16 protein-coding genes are annotated in these 18815 nt (G+C 64.8%); 9 read left to right on the forward strand and 7 right to left on the reverse strand.

From position 1 onward, the window contains the following. Nucleotides 1-71 precede the first annotated feature (71 nt). Nucleotides 72-1703 (reverse strand): SLC13 family permease, encoded by a 1632-nt coding sequence (locus ACVZTU_RS16895; protein ID WP_482400928.1) that lies wholly within the window; start codon nucleotides 1701-1703, stop codon nucleotides 72-74. Between the two features lie 88 nt (nucleotides 1704-1791). On the opposite strand from ACVZTU_RS16895, the gene ACVZTU_RS16900 reads away from it, so the two are divergent. Further along, on the forward strand, nucleotides 1792-2676 hold the full coding sequence (locus ACVZTU_RS16900; RefSeq protein ID WP_172172002.1) for a LysR family transcriptional regulator: 885 nt from the start codon (nucleotides 1792-1794) through the stop codon (nucleotides 2674-2676). A 137-nt stretch (nucleotides 2677-2813) separates the two neighbouring features. Next, nucleotides 2814-3923, forward strand: coding sequence for a tartrate dehydrogenase (locus tag ACVZTU_RS16905; protein ID WP_482400929.1), 1110 nt, complete (start codon nucleotides 2814-2816; stop codon nucleotides 3921-3923). 79 nt (nucleotides 3924-4002) lie between these two features. On the opposite strand, the gene ACVZTU_RS16910 is transcribed toward ACVZTU_RS16905, so the two are convergent. The 4 genes from ACVZTU_RS16910 to ACVZTU_RS16925 form a co-directional block, all read right to left on the reverse strand. Then, the gene (locus tag ACVZTU_RS16910) at nucleotides 4003-4911 is read right to left on the reverse strand and encodes a cation diffusion facilitator family transporter (protein ID WP_482400930.1); all 909 of its coding nucleotides are present in this window, start codon (nucleotides 4909-4911) and stop codon (nucleotides 4003-4005) included. Nucleotides 4912-5052: 141 nt separating this feature from the next. Then, nucleotides 5053-6819 (reverse strand): flotillin family protein, encoded by a 1767-nt coding sequence (locus ACVZTU_RS16915; RefSeq protein ID WP_482400931.1) that lies wholly within the window; start codon nucleotides 6817-6819, stop codon nucleotides 5053-5055. A 174-nt stretch (nucleotides 6820-6993) separates the two neighbouring features. Next, nucleotides 6994-7455 carry a DUF3817 domain-containing protein gene (locus tag ACVZTU_RS16920; protein WP_172172006.1) on the reverse strand — a complete coding sequence of 154 codons (462 nt, stop codon included), beginning with the start codon at nucleotides 7453-7455 and terminating at the stop codon, nucleotides 6994-6996. Nucleotides 7456-7692: 237 nt separating this feature from the next. Beyond that, nucleotides 7693-9843 (reverse strand): M28 family peptidase, encoded by a 2151-nt coding sequence (locus ACVZTU_RS16925; protein WP_482400932.1) that lies wholly within the window; start codon nucleotides 9841-9843, stop codon nucleotides 7693-7695. Nucleotides 9844-10318: 475 nt separating this feature from the next. Between ACVZTU_RS16925 and ACVZTU_RS16930 the strand changes: the two genes are divergently transcribed. Next, complete coding sequence (locus ACVZTU_RS16930) at nucleotides 10319-11422, forward strand: VIT1/CCC1 transporter family protein (protein WP_139469001.1); 1104 nt, start codon at nucleotides 10319-10321, stop codon at nucleotides 11420-11422. After that, a complete protein-coding gene (locus ACVZTU_RS16935) occupies nucleotides 11419-12306 on the forward strand; it encodes an aminotransferase class IV (protein ID WP_139469000.1) in 888 nt (295 codons plus the stop codon). Before ACVZTU_RS16930 ends, ACVZTU_RS16935 begins: the two co-directional genes overlap by 4 nt. A 106-nt stretch (nucleotides 12307-12412) precedes the next feature. Here the strand turns inward: ACVZTU_RS16935 and ACVZTU_RS16940 are convergent, their stop codons facing one another. Further along, complete coding sequence (locus ACVZTU_RS16940; protein ID WP_139468999.1) at nucleotides 12413-12613, reverse strand: hypothetical protein; 201 nt, start codon at nucleotides 12611-12613, stop codon at nucleotides 12413-12415. A 247-nt stretch (nucleotides 12614-12860) separates the two neighbouring features. On the opposite strand from ACVZTU_RS16940, the gene ACVZTU_RS16945 reads away from it, so the two are divergent. Then, the gene (locus ACVZTU_RS16945; RefSeq protein WP_092010107.1) at nucleotides 12861-13160 is read left to right on the forward strand and encodes a DUF4235 domain-containing protein; all 300 of its coding nucleotides are present in this window, start codon (nucleotides 12861-12863) and stop codon (nucleotides 13158-13160) included. A 175-nt stretch (nucleotides 13161-13335) separates the two neighbouring features. On the opposite strand, the gene ACVZTU_RS16950 is transcribed toward ACVZTU_RS16945, so the two are convergent. After that, complete coding sequence (locus ACVZTU_RS16950) at nucleotides 13336-14238, reverse strand: type I 3-dehydroquinate dehydratase (protein WP_482400933.1); 903 nt, start codon at nucleotides 14236-14238, stop codon at nucleotides 13336-13338. A 57-nt stretch (nucleotides 14239-14295) separates the two neighbouring features. On the opposite strand from ACVZTU_RS16950, the gene ACVZTU_RS16955 reads away from it, so the two are divergent. From ACVZTU_RS16955 to ACVZTU_RS16970, 4 genes are all read left to right on the forward strand, one after another. Further along, a complete protein-coding gene (locus ACVZTU_RS16955; protein ID WP_482401763.1) occupies nucleotides 14296-15096 on the forward strand; it encodes an alpha/beta fold hydrolase in 801 nt (266 codons plus the stop codon). 351 nt (nucleotides 15097-15447) lie between these two features. Further along, nucleotides 15448-16758, forward strand: coding sequence for a quaternary amine ABC transporter ATP-binding protein (locus ACVZTU_RS16960; protein ID WP_482400934.1), 1311 nt, complete (start codon nucleotides 15448-15450; stop codon nucleotides 16756-16758). Next, nucleotides 16758-17657: an ABC transporter permease gene (locus tag ACVZTU_RS16965; protein WP_181271519.1), complete on the forward strand. Its 900-nt coding sequence runs from the start codon at nucleotides 16758-16760 to the stop codon at nucleotides 17655-17657. Before ACVZTU_RS16960 ends, ACVZTU_RS16965 begins: the two co-directional genes overlap by 1 nt. A gap of 53 nt (nucleotides 17658-17710) precedes the next feature. Then, complete coding sequence (locus ACVZTU_RS16970; RefSeq protein ID WP_173155668.1) at nucleotides 17711-18616, forward strand: glycine betaine ABC transporter substrate-binding protein; 906 nt, start codon at nucleotides 17711-17713, stop codon at nucleotides 18614-18616. The last annotated feature ends 199 nt before the right edge of the window (nucleotides 18617-18815 follow it).

Genomic DNA, 18815 nt, shown 5'->3' on the forward strand with positions numbered 1-18815 from the left:
CGGCCCTCCCGTGACCGGTCACTGACCGGCAGGTTGGGCCGCCTTCACTGCAGGATCCCGCCGGTGCGACCTCACTGACCGAGGCCGACGACCCCGATCATCACCGGCACCAGTGCCACGATGAGGATGGCTCCGGCGATGTCGAAGGAGAATCCAGTGCGGATCATCTTCGTGATCGGCACGGCTCCGGTGCCGTAGACGATCGCGTTCTGCGGCGTCGAGACCGGGAGCATGAAACCGAACGACGCTGCGAAGGTCGCGGCCATCGCCGGAACGAACGGATCGATGCCCGCCGCCTGGCACAGCGGGATGACGATCGGCACGATCACGGCCGCTGCGGCGGTGTTCGACGTCGTCTCCGAGATGAGGATCGCCAACACAACGGACACTGCGGTGATGGCGAGCAGACTCGTCACGCCCAGGCCGTCGGCGAATCCTGTGCCGATCGTCTCGGCCAGACCGGTGTCGGCCAGCAGGGCTCCGAAGATGATGCCGCAGCCGAAGAGGATGATCGTGCCCCAATCGATCTTCGCCGCCTGGGTCCAGGTCAGCGTGGGCTCGCGACGCTTCCAGTCGACGGGAAGAATGAAGAGCAGCGAGGCGCCGATGACGGCGACGATCCCTTCGTCGAGGCGGGAGTCGAGGAACTCGTAGATCGCCGAATCGGTGCCTGTGAACAGGGCCGCGAATGCCGGCAGAAGCCACAGCACCACGGTGACTCCGAAAGCGAAGAGGGTGTTCTTCTCCGCACGGGACACGGGACCGAGGTCGGCGAGCTCCTTCTTCACATACTCTTCGACGCCTTCGATCTTCCGGATCTCCGGCTTGTTGAGCAGGAACAGCACGACGGCGAGGATGACGAACATCGCCACGCAGATCGGCAGGGCCACAGCCATCCACTGGCCGAAGGAGATCTTCGTCCCCGTCGCCTCCTCGATGAGTCCGCGTCCGATGAGGTTCGGAGGTGAACCGACTGGAGTGAGCAGCCCGCCGACGCTCGCGCCGTAGGCCAGCATGAGCAGCAGTGCCGCACCGACCCGGAGCCGCAGCGGGTCGAAGTCCTTCTTCACGATGCCGCGCTCCTGCATGAGCTCGGCGATCACGGCGAGGATGCCCAACGCCGTGGGCATGAGCATCGCCACAGTCGCCGTGTTGGACACGAAGGCGGAGAGTACACAGGTGATGAGGCCGAAGGCGAGGATCACACGGTAGACCGACTTCCCGACACCGGGCAGTGCGAGAACGGTCAATGCCAGCCTTTGGGCGATTCCGTGGTGGAGCATCGCTTGGGCGAGGATGAACGCACCGATGAAGGTGAAGATCGTCGAAGAGCCGAAAGGCCCGACCGCATCTGCGGCCGGCACGATCCCGAGGACGACGACTGCGCCGACGCCGATGAGACCGCCAATGGGGATCGGCACCGGTTCGGTGATCCAGAGGACGATGACGCCGAGGAGGATCGCCGCCAGCATGTGCTGCTGATTACTCAGCCCCATCGGGATGAGTGCGAAGACGATCGCCACAAGCGGAGCAAGGATGAACCCCGAAGTCATCCGAGCCCGTTCGAACTTCTCCTCCCGCGGAGAGAGCTTCTGCTCGCTCAGACTTCGAAATGTCTTGCCGCCCAGCAGGGCCTCACGCACATCGGTCATCAGCCCTGACGAACCGTTGCTGCCGTATTTCTGCGAAGTACTCACCGTCATTGGTCCTTTCATCGCCGTCGTTTCAGCCTGACGGACCGGGCTCGAATAGTCCAAGGCTATTTTTCGATGCAATCGATAGTCTTGACCTATGGATATTCGTCAGATCCGCCATTTCCTCGCCGTCGTCGACACCGGCAGCTTCACGAAAGCTGCGGAGTCGCTTCTCGTCGCGCAGCCCTCCCTGTCGCAGACGATCAAAGGGCTCGAACGGGAGCTCGGTGTGACACTCTTCCACCGGGTCGGACGTCGCATCACGCTCAGCGAAGCGGGCAGGGAACTCGAGGGACCGGCCAGGCTCGTCATCCGCGACCTCGAGACGGCGGAAGCGCACGTGCGAGGCCTGCGCGGACTGCGGTCGGGTCGGATCCAGATCGCGGCGATGCCCACCCCGAGCATCGAGCCGCTGACCTCTCTGCTGTCGACTTTCACGCGTGAACACCCACAGGTCTCGTTCGATCTCAACGGCACGTTCACCGTCGACGAGACGGTCGAAGCCGTTCGCTACGGTCGCGCCGAGATCGGATTCCTCGGCGGACGCGGCCCTCTGCTGGTCAGCGACCTTCAGGTCGTCCCGTTGGCGGACCAGCCCCTCATGCTCGCCACCGGCCCGTCCATGTCCGCTTCATTCGATGCCGAGGCGTTCACCCCGGAATCCCTCGCCGGCACACGACTCATCGTCTCCCACAGGGGCTCGCTCATGCGCGCGTACGTCGACGAGCTCATCGGGCGCGGCATCGATATCGACATCGTCGCCGAGGTGACTCACCGCAATTCGATCCTCCCCCTCGTCAGGGCCGGCATCGGCCAAGCGGTGCTGCCCGCCTCCTGGCAGAGCTTTGCCGCCGAAGGCCAGGTGCGCCTGGCCCCGATCTCCGGCGCACCGTCTCTGCACGTCTCGGCCATCGCACGTCAAGAAGGTCTGACGCCCGCGGCAGCTCGACTGCTGCAGCTGGCGATCGATCTTCAGCTATAGGCACCACCTATCTGAATCATCACAATCCGATCTTGGACTTATCAACGGATCGAGTGCTCAATGGAGTCAGAGCGATACGCCCGGGCGCCGCAGGCGCCACGAGCTCTCCACTCCCTTCGACCAAGGACGAAAGAATCATGACGGAATCACAGACCTTCTCGATCGCCTCCATCCCCGGTGACGGCATCGGCGGCGAGGTCGTCGCCGCCGGACTGCGCGTGCTCGACACCATCGCCAAACAGTCCGAAGGGACAGTCGAGTTCGAGGTCACCGAGTATCCCTGGAGCTCGGAGTACTACCTGAAGAACGGCCGGTACATCCCCGAAGGCGGACTCGAGGAACTCGAGAAGCACGACGCCATCTACTTCGGTGCGGTCGGTTCGGCCGACGTCCCTGACCACACCAGCCTGTGGGGGCTGCGTCTGGCGATCACACAGCCCTTCGACCAGTGGGCGAACATCCGCCCCGTCACTTTCCTGCCCGGCGTCGAGTCCCCGCTGCGGAAGGCCGACGATACCGAGCTCGACTGGATCGTCGTCAGGGAGAACAGCGAAGGTGAGTACGCAGGGATGGGCGGCCGCAACCTCAGCGGACGCGGCCCCGGCAACGAGGTGGCGCTGCAGACCAGCCTGCACACGGAGAAGGGATGCGAACGGATCATCCGCTTCGCGTTCGATATCGCGCGCACTCGGGACGTGAAGAAGGTGTCCAGCGTGACGAAGTCGAACGCTCAGCAGTACGGAATGGTGCTGTGGGACGAAGTGTTCGTCCGTGTCGCCCAGGACTACCCCGATGTCGAGACCGAGAGCGTCCTCGTCGACGCGATGAGCGCGAAATTCGTCCTGCACCCGGAGCAGCTGTCCGTTGTCGTCGCATCCAACCTGCACGCCGACATCCTCTCGGATCTCGGCTCGGCGTTGGCCGGCAGCCTCGGCCTCGCAGCGAGCGCGAACCTCAACCCCGAGCGACGCTTCCCCTCGATGTTCGAACCTGTGCACGGCTCCGCCCCGGACATCGCCGGACAGGGAATTTCGAACCCGATCGGAGCGATCTCGTCGGCCGCACTCATGCTCGACCAGTTCGGACTGACAGCAGAGGCCGACCGCGTCCGCCGGGCCATCGAGAATGCCACCGGAGCCGGGATCCTGCCACGAGACTTGGGCGGCGAGTCGAATACCGTCGAGATGACCGAGGCGATCGTCGCTCAGCTCGAAGCCATCCACGCCGAGGATCACGCAGCCGTCTGAGCAGCGCCCGGCAGAGACCCGAATCCCACCGAGGCGGCCCTCCCTTCACCGGTCACCGACCCACACAGGGAGGGCCGCCTCAGTCGTGGGTGTGAGTCTCCTCGGCGGCGTCCTTCGCCCGATCGAACTGGAACGTCGAGTGTTCGATCGCGATCTTGTGGTGCTCCGTCAGGCATTCCTGCAGAGCCTTGAGGATGCGCGGAGCATGCCCGTCATAGAAGCATTCATCGGCGAGAACGACATGAGCGGTGAGCACCGGCAGGTTCGAGTCGATGCGGGTGATGTGGAGGTCGTGGACTTCCTGCACATGTTCGACTGCCTCGAGATGCTCGCGGACCTTGTCGAGGTCGAGCTCCTTCGGCGCCTCTTCGAGCAGGATCGATCCGGTCTCGCGCAGGATGGCGAACGCCCTGGGGACGATGAGCGCCGCGATGACCAGAGCAGCCACGGCGTCGGCCCGGTCCCAGCCGAAGAGCCAGATCGCCAGGGCTGCGAAGATCACGGCCACCGAGCCGAGCGCATCGGCGATGACCTCGAGGAATGCGGCCTTGAGATTGAGGGAGTCTTCCTTCGAGGAGCTGAGGATGACGATGGAGACGAGGTTGCCCACGAGGCCGATGGCACCGAAGAGCAGCAGGCCCGGTCCGGGCACCTCCGGCGGGACGAAGAACCGCTGGATGCCTTCGATGAGGCTGTAGACACCGAGCCCCAACAGCAGAGTCGCCTGGGCACCGGCCGCAAGCACTTCCGCCCGACGGAACCCCCAGGTCTTCTGTCCGCCCGTCGGTTTGCTGACCAAGCTCGCCGCGAAGAGTGCGATGCCGATGCCGATGAGATCGACGGCGTTGTGGCCGGTGTCGATGAGCAGCGCGAGACTGCCCGTGACCACCGAGCCGATGAGCTGAAACACGAAGATCGTCGCGACGATGCCGAAGACGATCCGCAGCTGCCGCCGCGAACCTGAACCATGTGCATGATCGTGAGCCATAGATACCTCCTCGACTCAAAACATTAACATATGCACATTTGTTTATGCATCTGATCGACCTCCACGAAAGAAGCGGCCGACGAGGATGTCCTCGGCGGCCGCTGCCTGCACGATGTGGGCGCCCCTCACCCGGGGCGGCGGTCAGTCCTGGGCGCCCTTGCCGTCGTCGTCCTGTTCGCCGCCCGGATCGTTACTGTCGGGGATGCCTGCCGCATCCGCCCCGGACGCGCCTGTACCGCTCTCGTCGAGGCGACGCTTCGCCTCGTCGATATAGGCCTGCACATCGAAGCCGGTGGCCTTCTTCACCTCGTCGCCGATCCGGTCGAGGTCGACGCCGCTGTCATCGAGGAAGGCCTTCGGGTCGAATCCTGTGCCTGTCGATCGCGGACCGGCAGCCGCGCCGTCTGCGACGACCCCGTCGACGATCTCGTCCGGGGAGCGGCCCGTCCCGGACGAACCACCAGAAGCGGACCCTCCGGAACCGCCAGTCCCGCCAGAACCACCGGCCCCGCCGTTTCCACCGGGCTCGCCCGAACGATCACCACTCGAGCCGGCTCCGCCGGAGCCCTTCGCCTTGGCGACGAGGTCGGTGAGGTCGACACCAGTCGTTCCGCGCACGACCTCGAGGACCTGCGAGAGGTTGTTCGACACGGAGTTCGCGAGCTTCGACTCGCCATCGGTGGACACGATGGAGAGATCCTTGATGTTCGCATACGGCGCCACGAGCTCCCCGGCGACCGAGGGCAGCACCTCGAGCACCTTCGACAGCACGGCCGCGTCGTTGAACTGCTTGTAGGCCTCGGCCTGTGCACGCAGCGCCTCGGCTTCGGCTTCACCGCGGGCACGAATCGCATCGGCCTCGGCTTCACCTTCGAGGCGGATGGCCTCGGCGTCCTTCGACCGACGGTGGAGCTCGGCGGCAGCCTCGGCCCGGCCCTGCGCCTCGATCTCATAGGCACGGGCATCGGCCGCGGCCTGCTGCCGGTAGCGTTCGGCGTCGGCCGGGCGGCGCACCTCGGCGTCGAGCTGTTCGGCACGCAGCTCCGCAGCTTCCTTCGCCACGATCCGGTCTTTCTCGAGCAGCTTCTGCTTCTCGGCTGCCGCGGCCAACGGGCCGGCGTTGTCGGCCGTGGCCTGTCGCTGATCGGCCTCTTCCTTCAGCGCGGCCCGGCGCAGCGCCAGCTGCTGCTGCTGTTCGGCGATCGCCTGATCGGTGAGCGCCTGCTGCTTCTGGGTCTCCTCGTTCTGCTGCGCCTGTTCGACGGCCGAAGCACGGCCGGCGTTCGCCTCGGCGATGGCTGCGTTCTTCGCCACTTCGGCGGCCTGCGGACGACCCCAGTCGCGCAGATAGCTGCCTTCGTCTTCGACGGCAGAGATCTGGAAGGTGTCGATGATGAGGCCCTGATTGTTCATCGAGTGCGCGGACTCCTCCTGCACCTGCGCGGCGAAGGAAGCGCGGTCCTGGATGATCTGCTCGACGGTGAGCGTGCCGACCACTGCGCGCAGGGTACCCGAGAGGATCTCCTTCGAGTAGTGGTCGATCTGGTCCTGCTGATCAAGGAAGCGCTGTGCGGCCTTGCGCACATCGTCCTCGGTGCCGCCGACCTTGACCTGGGCGACACCGCGCAGACGCAGGGCGATGCCGTTGATGGAGATGCCGTCGATCTCGACGGAGATCTGCCGCGAGGACAGCGAAAGGATGAACGCCTTCTGCACGATCGGGTAGACGACCGAGCGGCCCCCGATGACGATGCGCCCGGTTCCCGACGCGCCCGAGGCGTTCCGGCCGGTGATGATGAGCGCCTCGGACGGTGAAGCGATCTTGTAGGAGCGCAGGATCACGAACAGGGCGATCAGAATGATGAGGACGAGGACGCCGATTCCTCCGGCGCCTAAGAGCAGGTCCATCAGTGGGCCTTTCATCGCGGTGGGGTGTGCCGACCGACCGATCGCCGGCCGATCCCCTCCATCCTATGCGAGCGCTCTGACACGCGACAGGGCAGAATCTCGCCGAGGCGGCCGTCCCGACCGTCACCCGCGCGGTGGAAGTCCGCCCTCACCCCGCCGCGGCAGTGATCAGGTTCACTTGCCCCAATCGCCGGGAGGGCCTGCCAGGAGCAGCCCCGAGAAGACGAGGATGACGAAGACGATGCCCAGCCCGATGGCCAGCCAGGGCGAACGGATGCACCACGAGGTGAGCTTCTCGAACCAGGTCTGCGGGGTGCGGCCGTTGCGGCCCAGACCCCAGTCGCCTTCGAGAGATCCGGTCTTCTCGACGGAACGCTCGAAGGGAATCGTGGCGTAGGGAATGATCGCCGATCCGAGACCCGTGGCGATGCGACGCTTGCTCCACTGCTGCGAGGTGCCGACGCCGATGACGGCGATGACGAAGCAGATGAAGATGAAGCCGTGGATGCCTCCGCCGATCCGCACCCCCACCTCGGTGGTGTGGGTGACGTGTTTGAGGAACATGCCGATGAGCAGCAGAGTCCAGGTGACGGTCTCGGCGATGGCGAAGAAGGTGAAGAAACGTTTGGGAGTCACAGAAGACCATTGTGCCCGGACAAGGTGAACGCCCCCTGAGGAGCGCCGCCAGGTGAGTCGCTCGATCTCAGATCTGGTTCAGGGCAGACTCAGCTGCGTCATCGGCGCCGGATTCGAACCGCGGCCATCGTCATCATCGCGGACGAGAACGGCCCGACGCGGGCCGGCGACCGTCTCCAGTCACCGGCCCACGTCGGGCCGTCCGTGCCGTTCAGGGCACGTTGTCTCGGATGCCGCTCAGCTGCGGCGGCGGCGTGAACCCAGCGTCATCGCCAGACCGAGCACGATGAGCGCTCCGGCCGAGAGGATCAGCGGCAGGGCTTCGTTACCGGTGCGCGGCAGATCTCCTCCGCCGCCACCGTTGCCGCCGTCACCGGCACCCGGCCCGTCACCCTCGGCGACGACCTCGAAGGATCCGGTCAGCGGATTCCCGCCTTCACAGTCGACCGTGACGTCGTAGGTGCCGATGTAGCTGTCAACCATCGACGCATCGAGTCCGCGGACTCCGAATCGAGCGGTGCCGTCGGCTCCGACCTCGGCAGTCTGTTCGAACTTCTCGATCTTCCCGTTGTTCGGGGTCACCGTCATCGTCGCGGTGGAGTCGGCGGTGCAGCCGGTGGCCGCGACCTGGACTCCCTTCTCGCTGACGAAGTCCGGCGCCTCGATCGTCTTCGGATCGATGCTCAGAGCCCGCTCATCAGGAGCCTCGGTCGGCGTCTCCGTGGGCGGATCAGTGGGATCCGTGGGCGGAGTCGTCGGATCGGTGGGAGGATCCGTCGGCGTGTCGGTGAGGTCATAGGCCAACGTGTGGACGGCGAAACCGATGGCGGGAGCGAAGATGTCGATGGATTCCTTGCTCACGTTCTCGATCGTGTCCGTGGGCTGGTGGTAGTTCGTGTCATGCTTCTCACCGACGGTGCCGCCGAACATCTCGGCTTCCTCGGCGGTCTTCGTACCGTCGGCGCCGGAGAACAGGCCGCTGGCCGGGATGCCGTTGTCGATAAACGCCTGATAGTCCGAGCGCCCGGAGAAATCGGTGCCGACGTTGGGCTGGTCGATATCGGCGAAGTAGTCGGTGAAGACCTTCTCGAGTTCGGCCGAGCCTTCGGGGACGTTGACGCCGTCGGGAATCGGCACATCTGAGCCATCCGAGTCGAGTGTGCCGACGATGTAGTTGTCGGACCCGATCATGTCGAAGTTCATGTACGACTTGATCTTGCCCAGCTCGGCATCGTCGAGGCTCTCCACGTAGTGTGTCGAACCGACGAGTCCCTCTTCCTCGGCTCCCCACCAACCGAAGCGGATGGCGTTGTCGACATCGGTCGGCTGTTTCGCGAGCGCCTCGGCGGAAGCGAGCAGCGCCGCAGATCCCGAACCGTTGTCGTTGACGCCGGGACCTTCTGCGACACCGTCGAGGTGGGCACCGAACATCTGGACGTTATCGTGGTCGCCGGCCTTGGTCTCGGCGATGACGTTCCATGTCGTCGAGGTCACATACTCGGTCTCGAGCGTGAAGTCGGCCGTGAGCACGGCGGCCGCTGCGGCATCGTTGCCGGCCTCAGCCTCGTCGCCCGTCGTTTCGTCTGCGTCGTCGGCTTCACTCGCCTCGCCTCCGCCGGCGAGGCCGCTGCCGGCCTCGGTGCCGCCGTTCTCAGCCGCACCCTCGGCCTCTGCTGCGTCTTCGACCTTGGAGAGGAGATCCTGGCCGACCTTGTAGGTCACCGTCACGGTCGGGGTGCCATTCTCAATCCGCTCACCGAGGGTGGCGTTGAGCTCCTCGTCGGGATTGTCGGCGTCATTGTTGTAGATGATGAGCGCGGCGGCACCGGCATCGGTGGCGGCCTGCGCCTTCTCGCCGAATGAGCACTCTCCGCGGGAGGCGAGGACGAGCGCGCCTTCAGCAGACTCATCGTAATCATCGGCAGAGCAGCCGAGCTGCCCGCCCGCAAGGTCGCTGTTGTCATCATCGACCGGCAGGACCACGGGTATGCCAGTCAGCGGTTCTTCGGTCGCCTCGGTGTAGCTTGCGGTGTTGACATCGACCTTCTCGCCGTCGACGACAACCTCGACCGTGCCGTCCTTCTGCTGTTCGTGCTCGAAGGCCTGACGCTTCACATCGAAGGCACCGGTCGCCTCGAGGGTGGATTCGACGTATTCCACGGCTTCTTCGTAGCCGGGCGTGCCCAGCGCGCGGAATCCTTCATCCGCATGCGAGGTGGAGATGTCGGAGATCTTCTGCAGATGCTCCATCACGGCGTCGCCGTTGACGCCCATATCGGTGTGTTCAGTCGGCCCCGCGGTGCCCGCCGCCAGTGCCGGGCTCACCCCGCCGAGGACCAGTCCGGCCGTGGCGGTGAACGCCAGCCAGCTCTTCGTGCGCAACTTCATGGAGTTCCTTTCGCTCCTTTGTCTGTGTCCAGAGGAATCGCACATGACGGCGCACCGGAAGCGACCGGCGCGGCATGACTCCTCGGCCATACCGGTGCCGGCCCATCTACGGCTGCACTTGCGGGGAAGCTCGATTCTGACGCTTCGCCATGATTCGTCGTTGGTAACGAATCACATGCTTCTATAACGAAACGGTGACACAACTCACATTGGTCATTAATCTAACGCACCCCAGCGGGCTTTCATGTTACGAATTGATAACAACCGGTCACTGATTGATTTCGCACACGCGGACTGTCTGCGGTTCACATGCGGATTCTCTGCGGCGACTGCGGCCGCACCACCGGTCACTCCCGCGACGCCCCGGCCTCACCTGCTGCCTGCCCGCGCATCGCACCGCGCAACCCGGCCCGTCTTCTCAGCCCCCTCACGTCCGCCCGTGCCGGAATCAGACCGCACGACTAGACTTGGACCAGTGACGACCAATGACTCCGCAGGAGGGACTCCGCCCGCCTCCCCCGACCGGCGGACCATTCGCCGCTGGCAGCGCTACCTCGCCAACGAGCGGCTCGAGGAACGGGTGTATCGCAACCTCGCCGAACGCCGCAAGGGCGAGGACCGCGAGATCCTGCTCAGCCTCGCCGCAGCGGAATCCCGGCATCAGGAGCATTGGATCTCCCTCCTCGGTGAACACGCCCAGAAGCGCCGCTCCGCCGATCTCGTCACCCGCTGCCTGGCGTTCCTCGGCCGCATGTTCGGCTCCGTGTTCGTCCTCGCCCTGGCTCAGCAGTCCGAGACGAGCTCGCCGTATGACGAAGACGAAGCCGCCTCGGCCGAGATGGCCGCCGATGAACGCATCCACGCCGAGGTGGTCCGTGCTCTGGCCGCCCGTTCCCGTGCCCGCCTGTCGGGGAACTTCCGTGCCGCCGTCTTCGGCGCCAACGACGGCTTGGTCTCGAACCTCGCCCTCGTCCTCGGTGTCGGCGCGGCTGGAGTCTCGAACACCGTCATCCTGCTCACCGGCGTGTCCGGACTGCTCGCCGGAGCCCTGTCGATGGGAGCCGGCGAGTACATCTCGGTGCGCTCCCAGCGCGAACTCCTCGACGCCTCCACTCCGGATCCCGAGTCCCGGCACGCTCTGGCCGACCTCAACATCGACGCCAACGAGCTCGCTCTCGTCTTCCGCGCCCGCGGAATGGAAGCCCGCGAAGCCGAGGCCCGCGCCAACCGCACGATCGCGGCGGCGAAGAACAAACAGGCACCGAGGCTGCCGAACCTCGACTCCGAAGTCGACCGCGACGAATTGGGCACCGGCCTCGGCGCCGCCCTTTCAAGCTTCTGCTTCTTCTCCTCCGGCGCGCTCATCCCGATCCTGCCCTACATCTTCGGCATGTCCGGACTGCCCGCCGTGTTCCTGTCCGCCGGCCTCGTCGGCATCGCACTGCTGTTCACCGGCGGCATCGTCGGCCTGCTCTCCGGCAAATCGCCCGGCCCCCGCGCCCTGCGCCAACTCGGCATCGGCTTCGGCGCCGCTGCCGTGACCTACGCCCTCGGCCTGCTCTTCGGAGGTACCGCATGACCGATCCGCTCATCCTCGTCAACCCCGCCACCGGCACGTTCGAACTCACCGACCTGCGTTCCGCCCAACTGCCCGTCACGGACCTCTCCGCTCATCGCGGGGACGGGATCTTCGAAACCGTACTGGTGAGCGTGGGTGCGCACGGTGCCACCGTGGTGTCACGGGAACGGCACTTCACCCGGTTCCGCGCATCCGCCTCGGCGCTGAATCTGCCCGATCCCGACCAAGGACTGTGGGATCGGGTCATCGATTCCCTCATCGCCGAGGTGGCCGCCGCCGATCCCGAGAATGTCGAGTTCGGGATCCGCTACGCTCTCTCCCGCGGGGAGCAGGACGCGAACGGCGCATTCCGGGGCCGCGGGTGGGCCTTTCCCGTGCCCGTGGACGACCACATCCGTACAGCTCGGGAGCAAGGTGTCACCGCCGTCAGCCTCGACCGCGGATTCGACGCCTATATCGGCAGCAAGGCACCGTGGCTGCTCATCGGCGCGAAGACTCTGTCCTATGCGGTCAATCAGGCCGCCGGCCGCTATGCCGCGGCCAACGACGCCGATGAGGCGCTTTTCGTCTCCCATGACGGAATCGTGCTCGAAGGACCGACCGCGAATCTCATCATCCGCCGAGGCGACCACCTGCTCACTCCGAATCCGGAGGCGGGCCTGCTGTCGGGAACGACGCAGCGCCTCATCTTCGATCATGCGGAGGAACTGGGCCTGAGCGCCGAATATGCCGACCTGAGCCTCGACGACGTCAAGGCGGCGGATGGGGCTTGGTACGTCTCGTCGATGCGCACGGCGGTCGCGCTGCGCGAACTCGACGGGAACGCGATCTCAGTCGATCAGACTTTGACTGACAGGTTCCAGGAGATCATTCGCGGACGGTGAGGCCGTGGAAGCCGCCGGCTCCGAGCGGCGGCAGGCGCCTTCGGGGATGCGCTGCCCCGGGGTGGCCGGTCTCTGGGCGCCTTCGGGGATGCGCTGCCCCGAGCCCTCAGGCTCGGGGCAGAGCGTCGGCGGGTTTCGCCGAGGGGAGAGTGAAGGCGAGAACGAGCCCGAGGATGCAGGCGGCGCAGCTGATCAGCCACACCGGCCAGAAGACGCCGGACATTCCCGGCAGCAGCGCAAGCAGGAATCCGAGGGCGCCACAGACGAACAGTCCGGTGACGACGCGCGTCTTCCACTTCCTCAGCATCGTGTGCCTTTCTCTTCACGTTTCGACCCAGACCTTCCCTTGCCCGATCGAAGCGTGCTCTCACGCTATCTCCCCCGGTCTGCCCGGCACATCCCCCAAAAGTATGAAATGAGCGAACTTTCTCGACCTCGTTCAATCTCGGGTGGCCTCGCGCGCATCGTCCTGCGTTAGTGTTGACTTCAACGGAATACGTTCCCGCGTCTCGTGAGAGTCGTGGGACTCAATGTTCAAAGGAAAGGACACGAGCATGGGAAAGCTCGCTTGGCAGATCATCGGCGTGGGAGCGCCTATCGCAGCTGCATTCGTCGCTCGCAAGACCCTGACCTTCGCGTGGGAGAAGTCGACGAAGCGCCCGGCGCCGTCGAACCCCGTCGATGACGAGATCTCGATGTCCGAGGCCCTGGCCTGGACGATCGTCTCCGGTGTCGGTGTGGCCGTGGCTCAGCTCGTGGTTCAGCGCATCGCCGCGAACACCGTGCGCAACAACTTCGGCGATGAGGCCCTGCCGAAGAAGTTCCGCAAGCAGATCGAAGAGGTCACTGACTGATCTTCCGCTGACCTTCTGCTGCTTCTGCAGCAGCGAAGCGGCCCGCGAAGCTCATGCTTCGCGGGCCGTCTGCTTCCCTGGCGAAATCTGCCGGTTGAGCCCGGCCCGCCAGCAAACGCGAGTCAGAAATTCATACGCCCTGATCAAGATCACTGCGTATGAACTTTGAGGCCGCTCATCCACACCTAGGTCCGACGCGGTCGAGGATCTCGGCGAGGACCGATGCCTCGATCTGCCCCGGCGCCGAAGCCTGACCGATCTGCGCGAATGTGGCGCAGCTGCCGAAGTCGGCGCCCATGATCCTGCTCGTCCGGCCCAACGATCCCATCGAGATTCCGAGCACGGGAACCGGCAGCGAGGCATCCGCCGCGGCAGTCGCCTCCAGGAGACGCAGAACATCGGCCGGCGCCTGCGGCATCATCGCCACCTTGGCCACATGCGCTCCGGCCTCGCTCATCGCAGCGAACGTCTTCAGCAGGCGCTCGGCAGAGTCCGTGGACTCGAAATTGTGGTGCGAAGCGACGACGGGCACGCCCGCTTCCTGCGCCGAGGCGATGAGGGAGCCCGACGCGGCCCGATCGATCTCAACGTCGATGGCCACGGGAACGCCCGATGATGCGCTGCCGGGAACGCCCGATGATGCGCTGCCGGTGAGACCGGTGCCGGCAGCAGTTCCGGCGTCCGCCTCGACGTCGGCGACCCCGGCGATGAGTTCCCGCACCACCTCGGCGTAGTCGTCCTCGGTGATCTCCACCTGCCCGCCCTCGAATCCGGTGCGGACGGTCAGCAGGATCGGCAACCCCGCTGTGAGTGCACTCGGAAGCAGACGAAGGGCCGCCTCGGCGAGGCTGTGCACACTCGTGCGCACCCCACCCTGCGCAGGACCGGAGGCGACGACGAGCAGCGGATCGATGCGCCATTCGACGGCGTCGACGATTCCGGTCGCGGCGGCCGCGGCGCATTCGGCAGTGAGCTCATCTGCATCGATTGCCTGTGTCGGCACGATGACGGCAGGTCGCCCAGGATTGCGCACCGCGGGCGATCCTGCGGCAGGATTGAGGAACGGCAAGGATTTCATTTCTCAAGCGTAGGCGGTGACCAGGCGCGCGCGGGCAGGAGGACACGGGTGGAGACGATGCAGGTGGACAGGATCAGCGCACGCGATGGCTTCCCCCTCGAGGTCCAGGTCAGCGGGCCGGAGGACGCTCCTGCACTGCTCCTCCTGCAGGGCCAATCGAATTCGCACGAGTGGTGGGACGATCTGCGCGGGGACTTCGAACCGGACTTCCGCACAATCACGTTCGACTATCGCGGAACGGGCGGCAGCCGGGGTGAGCTCGGGGAACTGTCGACAGCGAGCTTCGCCGAAGATGCCGTGGACGTGCTCGACCACCTCGGCGCGGATCGGGCCGCGATCTACGGCACGTCCATGGGCGGGCGGATCTCTCAGATGCTGGCACTCAACCATCCGGAGCGGGTGAGCGCTCTGGTCCTCGGGTGCACCTCGCCCGGCGGGCCGCATGCCGTCAAGCGTCCGCGTGAGGTCGGCCAAGCTCTGGCGAGGCTGCGTGGTGACGAGCACACGCAGTACCTCTTCGACCTCTTCTACACCCCCGAATGGACGGTATCGGCGGAGTACAGCAAGATGCTCGGCGACGACACGATGACGGCGGCCGAGTCATCCGCCCATCTGCGCGTGAGCGCCAATCACAATGCCTGGGACCGGCTGCCCGAGATCTCCGCCCCGACGCTGATCATGCACGGCGATGCCGATCGGATGAACCCTGTCGGGAACGCCCGCATCCTCCACGAGCGCATCCCCGGATCTCAGCTGCTGATTCTGCCGGAAGGCCGACACGGATTCTTCGAAGAATTCGCCGAGGTGGTCACTCCGGCCGTGGTCCGATTCCTCACGGAATCGCTGCATAATTCCTGAAGGCAGGAATTCCGGAGGCAAGGCCGCCTACTGCATCAAAATCCCATATCCGGTATCAAATCCATTAACGGCATACCTACATGCTCCAATCGATGATTATAACAATCAAGTAACGCACGAACATCTGTTTGCCCAGGTCAGAGCGCCAGTCAAGGGCGACGCGCCGCATAATCCCAACAAGATCTCTACCGAAAACCCTGAACAAAACTACAATGGTGGATCAGATATCCGTGTGCGGTGAGGCGCGTGCGCAATTGAGCTATTCGGATCTGATCTGCGAGCACCGAACCGTGCAAACGGGGGTGAAGCCTCTCGTTCTTGCGGACTGCCAAGAATGCAAGGAGGAAGCACGTGAGCGTTGTCAAAGCGTCACACGTCTACAAAGTTTTCGGAAAGCGCGAAAACGAAGTCGTCAAACGACTCGAAGAGGGCGCCGACCGAGATGATCTGACAAAACTCGGAACCGCCGCCGTCATCGATGCGAGCTTCGAGGTCGAGGCCGGCGAGATCTTCGTCGTCATGGGCCTGTCAGGCTCGGGCAAGTCGACCCTGATCCGCACTCTCAACGGACTCTGGGCACCCACCGCCGGATCCGTCGAGGTGCTGGGCACCGACATCGCGAAGATCGATCCGGCCGCACTGCGCAAGGTCCGCAGCGAACACATCTCGATGGTGTTCCAGCACTTCGCACTGCTCCCGCACCGCACCGTCCGCGACAACGCCGCCTATGCGCTCGAGATCCGCGGAGTCGCGAAGGCGGAGCGGGACAAGGCCGCCGACCGTTGGCTCAAGGCCGTCGGCCTCGAAGGCTGGGGCGACAAGTTCCCCGAGCAGCTCTCCGGCGGTATGCAGCAGCGCGTCGGCCTGGCCCGCGCGCTGGCGGCAGAGACCGACATCCTCCTCATGGACGAAGCCTTCTCCGCCCTCGACCCGCTGATCCGGCGCGAGATGCAGGAACAGCTCGTCGAACTGCAGCGGGAGCTGAAGAAGACCATCATCTTCATCACTCACGACCTCAATGAGGCGATGTTCCTCGGTGACCGGATCGCGGTGATGCGCAACGGACGCATCGTCCAGGTCGGCACCCCGGAGGACATCCTCACCGACCCGGCCAACGACTACGTGGCACAGTTCGTCCACGACGTCGACCGGGCCCGCGTGCTGACTGCCAACAACGTCATGGAGAAGGCTCGGCAGACCGTGAGCAATCAGAACGGTCCCCGAGTTGCACTGCGCACCATGCGCGACAACGGCGCCTCAGGCGTGTACGTCACGGACAGGGACAGGAAGTTCCTCGGCCTCGTCAGCGACCGCGACTGCATCGAACACATCCGGACAGGTGCCACGACTCTCGACGAGATCATCAAACCGGTCGCCCACCCCGCATCTCCGGACGACCTGCTCATCGATCTCTTCCTCCCGACCGCGGAGATGCCTCTGCCGGTGCCCGTCACCGACGCGGACGGCGAACTCGTCGGCGTCGTCCCCCGAGCCACGCTGCTCGCCGCGCTCGGCACGCAGAACGGCAACGACGAGGCCTCGACGGAAGCCGCTGTCGAAGACTGGCCCGAGCCGGTCGACACCGGAATCATCGACCAGGTACTCGCCGAAGGCGATGATGCAGTCGCACCGCAGGCCACCGGCGAAAGGAGTGAGAGCTGATGGAGAACATCCGAATTCCGATCGGAGCCTGGGTCGACACCGTATTCGACTGGCTCAAAGACAACGTCGCATGGTTCTTCGACGCCGTCACCTGGCTGTTCAACTTCCTCATCGAAGTCCTCACCGACGTACTCGTCGACCTCCACCCGCTCGTCATCATCATTCTGCTGGCGCTCATCGGCTGGATCTTCCGCTCGTGGCAGATGGCCGTGGGCACGCTCATCACCCTGTTCTTCATCATGACGATGGACCAATGGGTGGCCGCGATGCAGACCCTGGCGCTGATCATCATCGCCGCTGTCATCGCCATCATCATCGCCGTCCCGGTCGGCATTCTGGCCGCGCGCAGCAACAGAGCCTCGGCGGTCATCAAACCGATCCTCGACTTCATGCAGACGATGCCGGCATTCGTCTACCTCATCCCGGCAGTCACCTTCTTCGGCATCGGCGTCGTTCCCGGCCTCGTGGCCACGGTGATCTTCGCTCTGCCCCCGGGTGTGCGGTTCACCGAGCTCGGCATCCGCGGGGTCGATTCGGAGACGGTCGAAGCCGGACAGTCCTTCGGTGCGACTCCCGGCCAGATCCTCCGCGGAGTCCAGCTGCCCTTGGCCACCCCGACGATCATGGCCGGCATCAACCAGGTCATCATGCTCGCACTGGCGATGGCCGTCATCGCCGGCATGGTCGGCGCCGACGGACTCGGAAAGAACGTCGTCGAAGCGATCGCCACCCAGAACCTGCCGCTCGGTGTCGAAGCCGGACTCGGTGTCGTGATCATCGCGGTCTACCTCGATCGCGTCACCGCAGCCCTGGGCAACGCGAAGGACTACCCGCACTCGCTGGTTGCGGGGATGCGTCGTCGCAGCGCGAAGAACAAGGCGGCTGCGGCAGCCGCCTGAGTCGATGGACCACACAGTCTGAATAGTCGATCACTAGAGAAAAGGAACACACAATGAAGAGAAGATTCCTCACCCCGATCGTCGCTGCGGTCGCAGCCCTCGGCCTTGCCCTGACCGGTTGCTCACAGGAAGCATCGAAGGACGGTGGCGAAGGCGGCGACAAGGGCGACATCAAACTCGGCTACGTCACCGGCTGGACCGACGGCCAGAGCATCTCGCTCCTGCTCGAAGATCAGCTGGGCAAGATGGGCTACAACGTCGAGACCGAGACCTTCAACGACGCCGCCGTCCTCTACGCCGGTGTCGCCAACGGCGATATCGACATGTATCCGTCCTCGTGGCCCGAGGTCACGCACAAGCAGTACATCGACGAATACGGTGACGACCTCGAAGACCTCGGCGCCTACTACGACAACGCCGTCCTCACGATCGCCGTCCCGAAGTACATGAAGGACATCAACTCGATCGAGGACCTCAAGGGCAAGGGCAAGGACTTCGGCGGCGAGATCATCGGAATCGAGCCCGGAGCCGGTCTGACGAAGGCCACCAAGGCGATGATTCCCGAATACGGTCTCGACGACGAATACGAGCTCGTCACCTCGTCGACCGCTGCCATGCTCACCGAGCTCGGCAATGCGACCGACGCGGAGAAGGACATCGTCGTCACCCTGTGGCGTCCGTTCTGGGCCAACAACGAGTACCCGGTCAAGGACCTCGAGGACCCGAAGGGTGCGATGGGAGACCCCGAGAAACTCCACTTCACCGCGACCAAGGGCTTCGGCGAAGAGTTCTCCGACGCTGCTGACTACGTCGGGAAGATCAAGATGGATGACAAGCAGTACGGAGACCTCGAGGACCTGGTCGTCAACAAGTACAAGGACGATGGCAAGAAGGCCATCGCCGAGTGGCTGAAGGCCAACCCCGATGCCTACGAAGGTGAGCTGCCTGACGAGAAGTGATTCTGCCGCCGCGGCAGGAGTCGCACTGAGGACGACGTCGTCGGCTCGGCTGCGAGCTTCCCCATTGACCGACGTGCGGTCATGAATATGCTGTGCCCTCTCGACTCATTCGAGTCGGGAGGGCACAGCTGTGTGAGTAGACTCGACTGAGAATTGCCGTTGACACCGATTTCGGTGCGCGGGACCGAACGGAGGACAT

This window comes from Brevibacterium sp. OS20 (genome assembly GCF_056837565.1).

Excerpts from the sequence above, each read along its gene's own strand:
- ACVZTU_RS16970 (WP_173155668.1), top strand. The coding sequence starts at position 17,711 with ATGAAGAGAAGATTCCTCACCCCGATCGTCGCTGCGGTCGCAGCCCTC.
- ACVZTU_RS16910 (WP_482400930.1), bottom strand. The coding sequence starts at position 4,911 with ATGGCTCACGATCATGCACATGGTTCAGGTTCGCGGCGGCAGCTGCGG.
- ACVZTU_RS16965 (WP_181271519.1), top strand. The coding sequence starts at position 16,758 with ATGGAGAACATCCGAATTCCGATCGGAGCCTGGGTCGACACCGTATTC.
- ACVZTU_RS16895 (WP_482400928.1), bottom strand. The coding sequence starts at position 1,703 with ATGACGGTGAGTACTTCGCAGAAATACGGCAGCAACGGTTCGTCAGGG.
- ACVZTU_RS16945 (WP_092010107.1), top strand. The coding sequence starts at position 12,861 with ATGGGAAAGCTCGCTTGGCAGATCATCGGCGTGGGAGCGCCTATCGCA.
- ACVZTU_RS16950 (WP_482400933.1), bottom strand. The coding sequence starts at position 14,238 with ATGAAATCCTTGCCGTTCCTCAATCCTGCCGCAGGATCGCCCGCGGTG.
- ACVZTU_RS16905 (WP_482400929.1), top strand. The coding sequence starts at position 2,814 with ATGACGGAATCACAGACCTTCTCGATCGCCTCCATCCCCGGTGACGGC.
- ACVZTU_RS16900 (WP_172172002.1), top strand. The coding sequence starts at position 1,792 with ATGGATATTCGTCAGATCCGCCATTTCCTCGCCGTCGTCGACACCGGC.
- ACVZTU_RS16915 (WP_482400931.1), bottom strand. The coding sequence starts at position 6,819 with ATGGACCTGCTCTTAGGCGCCGGAGGAATCGGCGTCCTCGTCCTCATC.
- ACVZTU_RS16955 (WP_482401763.1), top strand. The coding sequence starts at position 14,296 with ATGCAGGTGGACAGGATCAGCGCACGCGATGGCTTCCCCCTCGAGGTC.
- ACVZTU_RS16940 (WP_139468999.1), bottom strand. The coding sequence starts at position 12,613 with ATGCTGAGGAAGTGGAAGACGCGCGTCGTCACCGGACTGTTCGTCTGT.
- ACVZTU_RS16935 (WP_139469000.1), top strand. The coding sequence starts at position 11,419 with ATGACCGATCCGCTCATCCTCGTCAACCCCGCCACCGGCACGTTCGAA.
- ACVZTU_RS16925 (WP_482400932.1), bottom strand. The coding sequence starts at position 9,843 with ATGAAGTTGCGCACGAAGAGCTGGCTGGCGTTCACCGCCACGGCCGGA.